We start from the raw sequence: 14,969 nt of genomic DNA on the forward strand, positions 1-14,969 counted from the left end.
GTGTCCATATGCCCAAGAAGCATCAGCGTCGGACCGTCACCACGCCCGATCACACCCACCGCATTGCCCACACCATCGATATGCGCCCGAAAACCCAGATCCGTCATCGCCCGGACCAGATAATCACCCAGCGCACGCTCCTGATACGACGGAGAAGGAATCTCCAGCATCGCCCGAAGCAACCCCGCCGCACACGTCTCGGTCACATACCCCGACGAAGTAAAAGCCCCCTTCATCGCCGCACCCGATCCAGCAGATGGCCCACGATGCAATCCGCCACATCCACCCGATCGGCAAGCGCGGACTGGAAACCGGTGAACTCGACCCGGTGATTGACCTCCAGGACCAGCAGCCGGCCATCCCGGTCCTCGATCAGATCGACACCGGCGATATCAGCGCCGACGGCAGCGGCCGCGTCGACAGAGAGCTTGCCGATCTCCGGAGTCACCTCGCACGGCCGGGCCTGCCCACCGAGCGCCACGTTCGTACGCAAGGACTCACCCGTCCGGTACACGGCCCCCAGCACCTGACCACCGACCACAATCACCCTGATGTCCCGACCGGGCTTGTCGATCAGCTCCTGCAGATACCCGAGATGAGACTGCGGCCCAGGCAGCGCGGCAACGTACTCAAGTACACCCTCCGCACCAGCCCGGTCAGCCAGACGAACCACCAGCCGGCCCCACGAACCGACCAGCGGCTTGATCAGAGCCGGATACCCGATCGAATCCAGAGCGGCCAGCGCGGCCTGCGGAGTGAGAGCGAGCGCAGTACGCGGTGTCGCCACCCCCGCCGCCTCCAAGGCCACAGTGGAACGCCATTTGTCACCGCACACCTCGGTCGCATCCGCACTGTTGACCACATCGACTCCCGCCGCGGTGAGACAGCGGGCCGCGTACACCGCGCGGACCTGACCGATCTCCCGGTTCAACGCGAGACCCCAGGGCAAGCCACGCCCACCGGCCACAAACCACTGACGCCGCGTATCCACGTGCTCGAAACGGATCCCGCGTCGGTCGAATGCGTCAAACAGCCTCTTCTCGTCCGCACCGACCCTGCTCGCAAGCACCGCGATCCCGCAGCCACCCGGGCGCTCTGGTGTCGCTGACACGTGACCTCCGTACTAGGACCACTGACTAACCCCGGACGGCACAACCGACCTGCCGCATGGAAAAGAAGCTACGAGCACACCGACCCCCCGAGCGTCCGCAACAAGTTCAATCACCAGGACACACCCCGCTGACCCACCCCCGTACGGCTGCAAGCTCCGATTACCCGGCGGTCTGGGTCTGTCCCGTCATTAGCGCTGTCGCAGAAGAGGTGTCCCGGTTCAGCCCGTCCCGTACGAGCGCGGCAGAGCGACGTCGGGACGTCGACGTCACGCTCGGCTCCCGTTTCCCGCAGGAGACGGGAGCCGCGTTGGGGCTTCTGCTGGACAGCGCCCGCTGGCTGATGCCACAGCTCGGAACCGTCTGCACCGAGGTGATGGAAAGTCTCTTCGCGGCACTCGGCGGGCAGCAGGGCCAACATCCCGCTGTCCCATCTGCTGGCCCTGCTGATACCGGAGACAGAGTGCAGCAGAGCCGAGGCTCCCGTGGTCGCGGACTTTCAGGACCGCTGACGCAAGATCCTTGACTACGATCCAGCTGCAGCGCGGCAGAACGCTGCGGCGCCCGTTCGGCGCCGCCCGAGCGTACAGTGCCCGTCGACGAACTGGCCGTGCGGTCCTCGGCCGAGGGACTCGTCGTGGTCCGTGGAGCCGGAGCCTGTGCCGACGGACAGCCAGGTACACCGCTGCTGGAGGTTGTGGGCGAGTTCTTGGCCCAGCGTGCGACCCACCTCTTCGTCTGCCAACGCCTTCTGGCGCGTCCCCTAGGAGCCCAAGCCCGCATACCTGGACTTCGACAATCCCTTTCTGGTCGGGCTGTTCGCGATGGCGCTACCGCGCGCCCCGGGGACCACGGACGAGCGCGTCCCCCTCTCCGAGATGCTTCCGACGGCCGACCAGCTGTGGCTACGGGACTCCGCGGGCCGCAGATACACGAGCGACCTTCGCCTGGTCGCAGTCGACAACTCCTGTGGTTCCCCCTTGGTGTTCGGCAATTCACCGCGCGAACGCGGCGCCCGGCACATGGCATGGTCGACGCCTTGAACCGGCTCGCCGAAACCCTGCGCCGGGTCAGCGTGGACGCGGCGGCACCACCCGGATCCCCCGCTCCATCCTCGTCCTGCTCCGAAACGGTGTCCACCGGTCGGTGGACGTAAGGGGGGCCGCCTGGACGATCGCGGCGGCCGCCGGGCGGTTCCAGTCCGTTGTCCGGCTGAAGCGGTAGCCCTGCGGGCCGGCCGTACGGGATGATCTGAGCTCCCGCGCTGGCTGGTCGGCCGTGCGCTCGGCGACATCGACGATGGCCTGACCTACCGGCTGGGTCGGAGGTGTGAAGCCGAAGGCTACGGTCTGCGGTCGGGTTCGGATGATCTTGCTGACGGCGTCGCAGATCTCATCCACACGCTCGGGCTGGAGTCCATATCCACCGGAGCGAGTTGCCCAGCCTCGTAGGGGCGCACTGCCCCACTCCTGTCGGAAACCAACGAGAACAGCCGTCCTCGTCGCGCCCTGGCAGGACTGCACCCGCTTGCTGCACGGCTGTCCACCGCATGTCCACCGGAGACGCGCGATCCGAGGCGGAGCCCACGACACGAAATCACAAAAGACCAGTTCAGAGGCTTATAACTGGATTCTCGTCACCGAGGTCACACCCCCGACCTGCGCATTGCGATGCACAGACCACAGATGCCTGATTTACCCGAATCTCAAGGTCAACGAAAGAGAAACCCCAGGACAGAGGCCTGACCTGGGGCTCACCACGGAGCCGCCTTCGGGATTCGAACCCGAGACCTACGCATTACGAGTGCGTTGCTCTGGCCATCTGAGCTAAGGCGGCGCGCTGTCCGCACTATGGTGCGATCAGCAACGTCGGTAAGTCTACACAGTTTCCGGGGGTGCTCCGTACCGGCCCCGGAGCGCGCGGCTCCGGGGCTGGGGGCGGCTCTAGGAGCAGCGCTTTCCGTCCGTGGGCGCCGTGCCGCGGAGGAGGTACGCGTTGATCGTACGGTCGACGCACGCGCTGCCGCGCCCGTACGCGGTGTGGCCGTCGCCGTCGTAGGTGAGGAGGCGGCCGGAGGCGAGCTGGCGGGACAGGCTGCGCGCCCAGTGGTACGGCGTCGCCGGGTCGCGGGTGGTGCCGACCACGACGATCGGCGCCGCGCCCCTCGCCTCGATGCGGTGCGGCTCGCCCGTGGGCGCGACCGGCCAGTACGCGCAGTTCAGGGCGGCCCAGCCGAGGGACTCACCGAAGACCGGGGACGCCTTCTCGAACGCGGGCAGCGACTTGCGTACGTCGTCCGGGGTGTCGAAGGAGGGAGGGAGGTCCAGGCAGTTCACGGCGGCGTTGGCGTACATCAGGTTCGAGTAGCGGCCGTCGGCGTCCCGCTCGTAGTAGCCGTCGGACAGGGCGAGCAGCCTCGCGCCGTCGTTCTTCTTCACGGCCGCGGTCAGCGCCTCGCGCAACTGCGGCCAGGCCGCCTCGTCGTACATCGCCGCGATCACCCCGGTGGTGGCCAGGGACTCGGTGAGGCGGCGCCCGGCCCCGTCACCCGTGGGCAGCGACTTCGCGTCGATCCTGTCGAAGAACGCCTTCAGGTTCCGGCCGACCTGCTCCGGCTTCGCCCCCCGCCCGCCGAGGGCGCAGTCCGCATGCCGTACGCAATCCTTGGCGAACGCCTTGAACGCCGTCTCGAACCCGGCGGTCTGGTCCAGGTTCAGCCTGCGGGCCGACAGCGTGGGGTCCATCGCGCCGTCCAGCACCAGCCGCCCGACCTGCTTCGGGAAGAGCCCGGCGTACGTCGCGCCGAGCAACGTCCCGTACGACGCCCCCACGTACGTCAGCTTCCGGTCCCCCAGCGCCGCCCGCACGATGTCCATGTCCCGGGCCGCCTCGACCGTCGAGACATGCCGCAGCAGATCGGGCGCGTCCGCCCCGCACCCCTCGGCGAAGCCCTTGTACGCCGCCACCAGCCCGTCGACCTCGCGCCCGTCGTCGGGCGTGATGTCGGTCTGCGTGTACGCGTCCATCTCCCGCCCGTCGAGGCACTCGACGGGCTCGCTGCGGGCGACTCCGCGTGGATCGACCGCGACCATGTCGTACTGGGCACGCACCTCCTGCGGGTAGCCGATCCCGGCGTACGACTGGAGGTACCCGACCGCCGAACCGCCCGGCCCGCCCGGGTTCACCAGCAGCGAGCCCAGCCGCTTGCCCGGCCCCGCGGCCTTCTTCCGGGCCACCGCGAGCCGCACGTCGCCGGCGTCGGTCCGGGCGTAGTCGAGCGGCACCCGCAGCGTGGCGCACTCGAAGCCGGGGACACCGCAGGAACGCCAGCCGGGCTTCTGCCCGTAGTACGACGCCAGCGCGGAGGAGGCCGCCTCCGGCAGCGCCGCGAGCGCCGCCGCCTGGGCCGCGGACGAACTGGCGGAACTCGTCGAGCTCCCGGAGGAGCAGGCGGATGCGACCAGTGCCGCGAGGGCGAGGAAGGTGGCTCCGGTGCGGGACCTGACGCTGAACACGGTCCTGGACCTGCGGTGGGTGCGCCTTGTGTGCATCCCGCGAGAGTAACGCTGCGCGATGTTCTAAATGCCCTGCGTGCGCCTTGTGCCTCGGACGAGTGCAGGCTGTCCCACGGATGTCCCACGGACGAGGTACACCGTCAACGACGAGCGTGGGTGTGAAGCCGTGGCCCGGCGCAACCCGCTGTGCCCGGTGGGACCGGTCAACCCGCCCTGAGTGCCATGGTCATCGCCTCCACCGCGAGCAACGGCGCCACATTCCGGTCGAGCGCGTCCCGGCACGCGGCGATCGCCTCGATGCGGCGCAGTGTGGATTCGGGTGCGCTGCTTCGCGCGAGCCGCTCCAGCGCGTCCTCGGCGTCCGTGTTGGCGAGCGCGACGCGGGAGCCGAGCTGGAGGGCGAGGACGTCCCGGTAGAAGGCGGTGAGGTCGGTGAGGGCGAGGTCGAGACTGTCGCGCTGCGTACGGGTGCGCCGACGCTTCTGCTTGTCCTCCAGGTCCTTCATCACGCCGGCCGTACCCCGCGGCATCCGGCCCCCCTGAACCGCGCCCAGCGCCGCCTTCAGCTCCTCGGTCTCCTTGCCGTCGACCTCCTCGGCGAGCTGTTTGGCGTCCTCCGCGGCCGCGTCCACCAGCTCCTGCGCCGCCCTCAGGCAGCCGCCGACGTCGTCGACGCGCAACGGCAGCTTCAGCACGGCCGCCCGGCGCTCCCGCGCCGCCGGGTCGGTGGCGAGGCGGCGGGCCCGGTCGACGTGCCCCTGCGTGGCGCGGGCGGCCGCGGCGGCCACGGCGGGCTCGACGCCCTCGCGGCGTACGAGCATGTCCGCGATGGCGTCGACCGAGGGCGTGCTCAGATTCAGGTGGCGGCAGCGGGAGCGGATGGTGGGCAGGACGTCCTCGATGGAGGGGGCGCACAGCAGCCAGACCGTACGCGGAGCGGGCTCCTCGACGGCCTTGAGGACGGCGTTGGCGGACTTCTCGTTCAGCCGCTCGGCGTCCTCGACGAGGATGACCTGCCAGCGGCCGTTCGCCGGCGAGGTGAACGACTTGCGGACCGTGTCCCGCATGTCGTCGACCAGGATCTGCGCGCCGACCGCGACGACCGTGGAGACGTCGGCGTGCGTGCCGACCAGCGCCGTATGGCACCCGTCGCAGAACCCGCACCCCGGTGCGCCGCCCAGCGCCCGGTCCGGGCTGACGCACTGCAGCGCCGCCGCGAACGCCCGCGCGGTCTGGATGCGTCCCGCGCCGGGCGGTCCGGTGAACAGCCACGCGTGCGTCATCTTGGACGCCTCGGGCGGCGGGGTGCCGGCCGTGGCGGCGGTGACCAGGGCGTCGGCATCACGGGCAGCGGCGGTGAGCTGCTCGCTCACCCTCTCCTGCCCGACGAGGTCGTCCCAGACGCTCATGGGTCACGCCGCCCTTCCGTCACACTGCGCGGTACGCCCTCCATTGTGCGGGCGACCACTGACAACGACGGACGGCCCCGGCTGCCCCGACCCTGCCCGGCCGCCTGCGTCAGCGCCCGCGTCCCATCCCGCGACGCCCGTCCTGCTCGTCGTCGTACCCGTCGTCATGCGACCCGAGCAGCTCGTCCGCCAGCGACGGCAGGTCGTCCAGCGGGGTCTCCTCGGCCCAGTCCGGACGCGGCCGCGGCTGCGGCCTGCCGTCGGCGTCGACCTGGGGCAGCTCCCGCGTGCGGTCCTCGGTCCCGTCAGGTCCCGTGCCCTGGTGCTCGTCCCGGAAGAACCCCGGCGGCACCCGGTCGGCAGGATCCTCGCCCCGCACGGGCGGCAGCACCGCGGTCTCGTCGGCGGCACCGGGCACGACGGGCGGCAACACGGCGGTCTCGTCGGCCGCACCCGACGGCCGGACCGGCGGCAGCACGGCCGTCTCGTCGGCCGCACCCGGGGTAGTCCCCGGCTGCGGCAGCTCCGCCGTCACCTCGGCGTCGGACCCGGACCGACCGGCGTCGGCCCGTGCCTGCGGCTCCTCGGCCGCGGGCCGCACCGGCCGCAGTACCGCCGTGTCCTCCACGGGCCCGCCGGAAGCGTTGGTCGGCGTCACCACCGGCGTCGGCACGGTCGCCGCGTCGGTCGGCACCACGGGCGTCACGGGAGCCGCCGGCCGGGGACCCGCCGCTGCCGCCGACGCGGCCTCCTCGGCAGCCCGGCGTGCCTCCTCGGCCCGCAGCAGCGCCTCCTCGGCCTTGCGCTGCTTCTCCAGGCGGCGCTCCTCGGCCTCGGCGCGCAGCCGTGCCTCCTCCTCGGCCTGCTGCCGGCGCCGGTCCTCCTCGGCCTTGCGGCGGGCCTCCTCCTCGGCGCGCGCCTGCTCCTCGACGAGCAGCCGGACCCGCTCCTCCTCGGCGCGGCGGCGCGCCTCCTCGGCCCGCTGCCGGGCCTCCTCCGCCTGCCGCTCGGCCTCGCGTCGCTGCGCCTCCTCCAGCTCGCGCCGCTTGCGCTCCTCCTCCTCGGCGCGCAGCCGGGCGAGCTGCTCCTGGCGCTCCCGCTCCAGGCGCTCCTCCTCGGCCTTGCGGGCGGCCTCCTCCTCCGCCTTGCGGCGGGCCTCCTCCTCGGCCTTGCGGCGCGCCTCCTCCTGGGCCTTCACCTCGGCCTCGGACAGCGGCAGCAGCTGGTCGAGCCGGTGCCGGATCACGGTCGTGACCGCCTCGGGCTCCTGCCCGGCGTCCACCACCAGATACCGCCCGGCGTCGGCCGCGGCCAGCGTCAGGAAGCCGGAGCGCACGCGCGCGTGGAACTCGGCCGGCTCCGACTCCAGCCGGTCGGGCGCCTCCGTGAACCGCTCGCGCGCGGCCTCCGGCGAGACGTCCAGCAGGACGGTCAGATGCGGGACGAGACCGTGGGTCGCCCAGCGGTTGATGCGGGCGATCTCGGTCGGGGACAGGTCGCGGCCCGCTCCCTGGTAGGCCACCGAGGAGTCGATGTACCGGTCGGAGATCACGACCGCGCCGCGCTCCAGGGCGGGCCGCACCACCGTGTCCACGTGCTCGGCACGATCCGCCGCGTACAGCAGCGCCTCGGCGCGGTGCGAGAGCCCGGCGCTGGAGACGTCCAGCAGGATCGAGCGCAGTCGCTTGCCCACTGGGGTAGCCCCCGGCTCGCGGGTCAGCACGACCTCGTGGCCCTTGGCCCTGATCCACTCGGCGAGCGCCTCGGCCTGGGTCGACTTGCCGGCGCCGTCGCCGCCCTCCAGGGCGATGAAGAACCCGGTGGCGGCCGGCGTCGGCTCCGGGTCGTCGCCGCCGAGCAGCGCGTGGCGCACGTCCTGGCGCAGCGGCACCCCGGAGCGGTCGTCGAGCTTGGCCAGCACCAGCGCGGCCACCGGCAGCAGCAGCGCGCCGACCAGCATCAGCGTGAACGCCGCCCCGCCGTGCGCGAACACGAACTTGCCGTTCTCCAGCCGGTGCGGCCCGATCAGCGCCGCCACCAGGGGCGCGATCAGCGCGCCGAGCGCCACGAAGACCCGCACCATCGCGTGCAGGTGCTCGGTCGTGCGTGCCCGCCGGAAGTCCTCGGCCTCCTGGTCGAGCAGCGTGTGCCCGGTGTTGGCGGCCACACCCGCGCCGGCACCCGCCAGCGCGACGATCAGCAGCACGGTGGCGACGTCCGGGACGAGCCCGGCGGCCAGCAGCGCGACGCCGGTGAAAGCGATCGCCAGCGCCAGCAGCCGGCGCCGCGACAGCGACATGAGCACCTTCGGCGCCGTACGGATACCGACGACGACACCGCCGGTGAGCAGGCCCACCAGCAGCCCGTACGTCACCGGGCCGCCACCCAGGTCCTTGGCGTGCAGCACGGCCACCGCGACGACGGCGGCCACCGCGCCGGCGACGGCCGCGCAGGCGAGCACCAGCAGCGGCATCGCGCCCGTGCGGCCCTTGTCGCCGCCCTCGGCCGTGCGGGGACGGCGCAGCCCCTCCAGCGGGGACCGCGCGCGCGGGGTGCGTGTGCCGGGCACTTCGAGGAAGGTCAGCACGGACAGGGACGCGGCGAACAGGCCCGCCGCGACGTACGAGGCGAGGGCTGCCTGGTGCTGGCCGAACCAGTCGATCCCGGCACCCAGCAGATTGTTGAACAATCCCGCGACGATCAGTGCGGCAGCCGCGAGGGGCACGGTCACGAAGGCCGTACGCAGCGACAGGCGGCGCAGCGCGTCCATGTGGTCCGGCAGCGGCCGTACCGTCGCGCCCTCCGGCGGTGGCGCGGGCAGCAGCGCGGGCGCGGCACTCTCGCGGCACACCGTCCAGAACCGCTCGGCGACACCCGTGACGAACACGGTCACCAGCAGCAGGGCGAGCGCGTCGTTCGGCGTCCAGTCGATCCACAGCGGCGCGATGATCAGCAGCGCGACCCGCAGACCGTCCGCGCCGACCATGGTCCAGCGGCGGTCGAGCGGGCCGTCCTGCGAGGTGAGCGCGCAGAGCGGCCCGAGGAGTACGGCACCGAAGAGCAGCGTCGCGAGGACGCGCACCCCGAAGACCGCCGCCACGGCGAACGCCACGCCCCGGTACCCGCCACCGAACGACCCCTCGGCGATCGCCGCCTGGAGGACGAGGAGGACCAGCACCAGAAGCGCCAGCATGTCGCCGATGCCGCTGACGAGCTGTGCGCTCCACAGCCTCTTCAGCTGTGGCCGGCGCAACAGCGCGCGCACGGCACGCTCGCGGGAGTCCGCGACCAGGGCGTCGTCGGGGGCCGGGTGATGGGCCGTTGGCTGCTCGGCTCGCGTCATGCTTTCAGCCTATCGGGCCGGACCGACACTCCAGTGCGCCCGCCCGAACGTCCGCACACCCCGGCACCGATGTGGTGCCGGGGCGTGCGTCTCGCGAACGTTGCGTGAAGGAAGGGCCGTTGCCGGCCGAGGCGGGTTCGTCCGGCCGCTCGAAGCGCCGGACCCCGCCCGCTCACTCCTCCGACGTCGTCTTGGAGGCGGTCGCCTTCTTCGCGGCCGTCTTCTTCGCGGTCGTCGTCTTCTTCGCCGCCGTGGTCTTCTTGGCGGCCGTCTTCTTCGCCGCCGTGGCCTTCTTCGCCGGAGCCTTCTTGGCGGGGGCCTTCTTCGCCGTCTTCTTGACGGGGCCCTTCGCGCGCTTCTCGGCGAGCAGTTCGAAGCCGCGCTCCGGCGTGATCGTCTCGACGCTGTCACCGGACCGCAGGGTCGCGTTGGTCTCGCCGTCCGTGACATACGGACCGAAGCGACCGTCCTTGACGACCACCGGCTTGGCGCTGACCGGGTCGTCACCCAGCTCCTTCAGCGGCGGCTTGGCGGCGGCGCGGCCACGCTGCTTCGGCTGGGCGTAGATCGCGTTGGCCTCCTCCAGCGTGATCGTGAAAAGCTGGTCCTCGGTCTGCAGCGACCGCGAGTCCGTCCCCTTCTTCAGATACGGCCCGTAGCGTCCGTTCTGCGCGGTGATCTCGACGCCCTCCGCGTCCTTGCCGACGACACGCGGCAGCGACATCAGCTTGAGGGCGTCCTCCAGCGTCACCGTGTCCAGCGCCATCGACTTGAACAGCGAGGCCGTCCGCGGCTTCACGGCGTTCTTTCCGGTCTTCGGAGTGCCCTCGGGCAGGACCTCGGTGACGTAGGGGCCGTAGCGGCCGTCCTTGGCGACGATCGTGTGGCCGGTGGACGGGTCGGTGCCCAGCTCGAAGTCGCCGCTCGGCTTGGCGAGCAGTTCCTCCGCGAGCTCGACGGACAGCTCGTCCGGCGCCAGGTCGGCCGGGATGTCGGCGCGCTGGTGCTGCTCGGTGTCCTTCTCGCCACGCTCGATGTACGGGCCGTAGCGCCCGACGCGGAGCACGATGCCGCCGCCCACGGGGAACGACGAGACCTCGCGCGCGTCGATCGCGCCCAGGTCGGTCACCAGTTCCTTGAGGCCACCGAGGTGGTCCCCGTCGCCGTTGCCGGCGTCCGCGGCGACGGCCGCGACGGTGCCCTCGCCGAAGTAGAACCGCTTCAGCCACGGCACCGCCTGTGCCTCACCGCGCGCGATGCGGTCGAGGTCGTCCTCCATCCTGGCGGTGAAGTCGTAGTCGACGAGCCGGCCGAAGTGCTTCTCCAGCAGGTTGACCACGGCGAAGCTAAGGAAGGAGGGGACGAGCGCCGTGCCCTTCTTGAACACATAGCCGCGGTCGAGGATCGTGCCGATGATCGACGCGTACGTCGACGGGCGGCCGATCTCGCGCTCTTCCAGCTCCTTGACCAGCGAGGCCTCGGTGTAGCGGGCCGGCGGCTTGGTGGCGTGGCCGTCGACCGTGATCTCCTCGGCCGACAGCGGGTCGCCCTCGCCCACCTGCGGGAGCCGGCGCTCGCGGTCGTCCAGCTCTGCGTTCGGGTCGTCGGCGCCCTCGACGTAGGCCTTCAGGAAGCCGTGGAACGTGATCGTCTTGCCGGACGCGCTGAACTCGACGTCCCGGCCGTCGGCGGCGGTGCCGGCGATCTTCACCGTCACGCTGTTCCCGGTCGCGTCCTTCATCTGGGAGGCGACCGTCCGCTTCCAGATCAGCTCGTAGAGCTTGAACTGGTCGCCGGTCAGGCCCGTCTCGGCGGGCGTGCGGAAACGATCACCCGAGGGCCGGATCGCCTCGTGCGCCTCCTGCGCGTTCTTGACCTTGCCGGCGTACGTCCGCGGCCGGTCCGGCAGGTAGCCGGCGCCGTACAGCTGCGTCACCTGGGCACGGGCGGCGGACACCGCCGTGTCGCTCAGGGTCGTGGAGTCCGTACGCATGTACGTGATGTAGCCGTTCTCGTACAGCTTCTGCGCGACCTGCATGGTCGCCTTCGCGCCGAAGCCGAGCTTGCGGCTGGCCTCCTGCTGGAGCGTCGTCGTACGGAACGGGGCGTACGGCGAGCGACGGTAGGGCTTGGACTCGACCGAGCGGACGGAGAACCGGGTGTCCTCCAGGGCGGCGGCGAGGGCGCGGGCGTTCGCCTCGTCGAGGTGGAGGGTGTTCGCGCTCTTCAGTTGTCCCAGGGAGTCGAAGTCGCGGCCCTGCGCGACCCGCCTGCCGTCGACGGTCTGGAGGCGGGCGACCAGCGACGACGGGTCCGACGAATCTCCCGCGCGGCCGGTCGCGAAGGTGCCCGTCAGGTCCCAGTACTCAGCCGAACGAAACGCGATGCGCTCGCGTTCCCGCTCGACCACGAGCCGGGTGGCCACCGACTGGACGCGGCCCGCCGACAGCCTCGGCATGACCTTCTTCCACAGCACCGGCGAGACCTCGTAGCCGTAGAGGCGGTCGAGGATGCGGCGGGTCTCCTGGGCGTCGACGAGCTTCTGGTTGAGCTGGCGCGGGTTGGCCACGGCGGCCTGGATCGCGGCCTTGGTGATCTCGTGGAAGACCATCCGCTTGACCGGGACCTTGGGCTTGAGGACTTCCTGGAGGTGCCAGGCGATCGCCTCGCCCTCCCGGTCCTCATCTGTGGCGAGGAAGAGCTCGTCGGAATCCTTCAGCAGATCCTTGAGCTTCTTGACCTGCGCCTTCTTGTCGGCGTTGATCACATAAATGGGCTGGAAGTCGTGCTCGACGTCCACGCCTAGGCGGCGGACCTCGCCGGTGTACTTCTCCGGCACCTCCGCCGCGCCGTTGGGGAGGTCGCGGATGTGCCCGACGCTCGCTTCGACGACGTAGCCGGGGCCGAGGTAGCCCTTGATCGTCTTCGCCTTGGCAGGCGACTCGACGATGACGAGTCGGCGGCCGCCCTGTGCGGTCTCGCTGGTCGGGGACAACTTCGCTCTTCTCTCCGGTCGACGCTGGGGCCTCCCCAGGCCTTGCACTCCCGGGGTCAGGGCACCTTTCATGGCTCACTCGCTGGTGACGCTGCGGAGTGTGACGGTACATCCCGCCCCCGTGTCAAACGGGAAAAGCCCGCAACGGCCACTCGAACGGTAACCCGACTACCGCCATTCCTGCCGCCCGGAGTGTCCGCCGAGCCGACCGGTTCCATCCGGAGCGTGTCCTACCGATTACCCCAGGTGGAACGCCTCGCGGGCTGTCAGAGCTGGGTGAAGCACCACGCTCCGAGGGTCAGCGCGATCACCGCGGCGACGGTCGCGAGGGTCGCCGATGCGACGGGGTTCACACCGTGGGCGACCCGCTCGCGACGGCGCACCCGAGTCGCCGTCCACACCAGCAGGCCGCCTCCGAACAGGGCGAACACCAATCCCGCGAAGATCGCCGGTCCACTCTCCATGGCTCCGCGTGCCCCTTTTTTCCCGTCGGCGGGTGTTCAATTCCCGGGAGGTTGACACGCACGGGCTGCGTCCAGGCGAACCTGACGTGAACGGGGGGGTCGACGGGGCCGTGCGTCCACTTTCGGCCAGGCCTGACTTCATCACGTCACGGCCTACGAAAGTTTTTTCAACGGTTTTCGGCCGCCGCTTCCTCGGACGGTCCCCGGCCATGATCAGGGTGACCTCGCCGCATGATCCCCGCCGGCTCTCGTTCCATGGTTGGCCGGTTTCACATCCTGCGCGGGCGGCAGCGGTACCGGGATTCCGGTACGTCCGTCCGAAGATCGACGGCGCGGCGCGCGAGCTCGCCGACGTCCTGTCCTGATCGGCGTCTCTTCCGAGCAAACCGGCGCGCGACCCCGTCTCAGCGCCCCGCACCCCAGCGCGTGCCCCCTCCACGGGCGCCTCCCCTGGCGTACCGCGCCTCTTCCCGGCGTCCGCTCCGGCGTACAGGCCCCCACATCAGCCACCACTCCGGCGCGACACACCCCGCCCCCCGCGCGCCCGGCCTCACACCACGGGCTCCGGCCCCACCCGCGCGCTACGGCCTCACCTCACCCCGCGGGCTCCAGGAACCCCTGCTCCACCAGCAACCGAATCTGCGCCGGTGTCCGGTCCCGCAGCAACACCGGATCCTCACCGACCAGTTGGGCGATGGCGTCCAGGATCCGCCCCGCGGTCAGCGACCCGTCGCACACGCCGGCGAACCCGGCGCCCACCGTGTCCACCGTGGTGGCGCGCCGCATCCCGCGGTTCTGCCGCAGCACGAGATGCTCCGGGTCCTCCGCCCCGGGCAGCCCGACCTGCTCCTGCACCACCTCGACGGCCAGCCGGAAGCGCTCCTCCAGCAGAGCCGCGTCGTCCCGCGACCGCAGATAGTCGAGCCGCTCGAAGTGCGCCCGGACCGTCTCGCCGAGCGGCTGCTCGACCGGATGCGGCCACTCCTCCACGGTGATCGAGGGCACCGCCGCCCCCCGCTTGCGCAGGGTGATCCACCCGAACCCGACCGCCCGCACCTTGCGCGCCTCGAACTCGTCCAGCCAGGCGTCGTACCGCGCCTGGTACTCGGCCACGTCGCCCCGGTGGTCGCCCGCGTCGCGCAGCCACAGCTCGGCGTACTGCGTGACGTCCTGCACCTCCCGCTGCACGATCCACGCGTCGCAGCCACGCGGCACCCAGGACCTCAGCCGCTCCTGCCAGTCCTCCCCCTCGACGTGCTGCCAGTTGGCGAGGAACTGCGCGAAGCCGCCCTCGTTCAGCCGCTCCCCCGCTCGCTGAACGAGCGTGCGGCACAGATCGTCCCCGCCCATACCGCCGTCGCGATAGGTCAGCCGGGCGCCGGGGGAGATCACGAAGGGCGGGTTCGACACGATCAGGTCGAACGTCGCGTCGTCCGCGAGCGGCGCGAAGAGCGAGCCCTCGCGCAGTTCCGCGGCCGGTGCGCCGGACAGCGCGAGGGTGAGCGCGGTGATGTGCAGCGCGCGCGGGTTGACGTCGGTCGCCGTCACGCGTGTGGCGTGCTGTGCGGCGTGCAGCGCCTGGATGCCTGACCCGGTGCCGAGGTCGAGGGCCGCGGAGACGGGCGTACGGACCGTGATCCCGGCCAGCGTCGTCGACGCGCCGCCGACGCCCAGCACGACGCCTTCGTCCCGGCTTCCGATGCCACCGGCGCCACCGACCGCGCAGCCCAGGTCGGACACGATGAACCAGTCCTCGCCGTCGAGCCCGCCGTAGGGCCGGACGTCCACGGCCGCGGCGACCTCGGCACCGCCGACACGCGTCAGCCACCCGCTCTCCAGGCACGCGTCGACGGGCAGAACGCCCTCCACGCGCGCGTACGGCACGGGCTGCTGCAGGAGGAACAGCCGTACGAGCACCTCCAGCGGTGTGTCCCCGCGCGTCGCCCGGAGCGCGGGGACGACCTCACTGCGCGCCAGCGCCGCGTAGGCGGGCGCGCCGAGCAGTTCGAGCAGTCCGTCGGCGGTGAAGGCGGCCCCCAGGAGGGCCTCCCGCAGTCGCGCGGTGACGTCGGGGCGGTCGGTGGCGGGCAGGGCGGAGAGGCTGGCGTTGCTCACGCCCCCCATTGTGACCGTG

At 71.4% G+C, this 14,969-nt stretch carries 7 protein-coding genes and 1 tRNA gene; all 8 read right to left on the reverse strand.

The genetic code is table 11. The annotated features are described in order from the left end of the window. Positions 1-232 precede the first annotated feature (232 nt). The gene (locus tag AB0O67_RS16095; RefSeq protein ID WP_365450369.1) at positions 233-1,111 is read right to left on the reverse strand and encodes a RimK family alpha-L-glutamate ligase; all 879 of its coding nucleotides are present in this window, start codon (positions 1,109-1,111) and stop codon (positions 233-235) included. 1,760 nt (positions 1,112-2,871) lie between these two features. Next, positions 2,872-2,945, reverse strand: a tRNA-Thr gene (locus AB0O67_RS16100). Between the two features lie 107 nt (positions 2,946-3,052). Beyond that, a complete protein-coding gene (locus AB0O67_RS16105; protein WP_365450371.1) occupies positions 3,053-4,660 on the reverse strand; it encodes an alpha/beta hydrolase in 1,608 nt (535 codons plus the stop codon). A gap of 167 nt (positions 4,661-4,827) precedes the next feature. Beyond that, on the reverse strand, positions 4,828-6,033 hold the full coding sequence (locus AB0O67_RS16110) for a DNA polymerase III subunit delta' (RefSeq protein WP_365450374.1): 1,206 nt from the start codon (positions 6,031-6,033) through the stop codon (positions 4,828-4,830). 109 nt (positions 6,034-6,142) lie between these two features. Continuing rightward, positions 6,143-9,376, reverse strand: a complete 3,234-nt coding sequence (gene tmk, locus AB0O67_RS16115) for a dTMP kinase (protein ID WP_365450377.1) — start codon at positions 9,374-9,376, stop codon at positions 6,143-6,145. A 172-nt stretch (positions 9,377-9,548) separates the two neighbouring features. Continuing rightward, entirely contained in the window at positions 9,549-12,371 is a 2,823-nt protein-coding gene (gene topA / locus AB0O67_RS16120) for a type I DNA topoisomerase (RefSeq protein ID WP_365450379.1), read from the reverse strand. Positions 12,372-12,637: 266 nt separating this feature from the next. Beyond that, positions 12,638-12,835, reverse strand: a complete 198-nt coding sequence (locus AB0O67_RS16125; RefSeq protein ID WP_365450382.1) for a hypothetical protein — start codon at positions 12,833-12,835, stop codon at positions 12,638-12,640. A gap of 594 nt (positions 12,836-13,429) precedes the next feature. Then, positions 13,430-14,959, reverse strand: coding sequence for a methyltransferase (locus AB0O67_RS16130; protein WP_365450384.1), 1,530 nt, complete (start codon positions 14,957-14,959; stop codon positions 13,430-13,432). Between the last annotated feature and the right edge of the window lie 10 nt (positions 14,960-14,969).

The sequence above is a fragment of the Streptomyces sp. NPDC086077 genome (genome assembly GCF_040686175.1).
Lineage (GTDB): Bacteria > Actinomycetota > Actinomycetes > Streptomycetales > Streptomycetaceae > Streptomyces.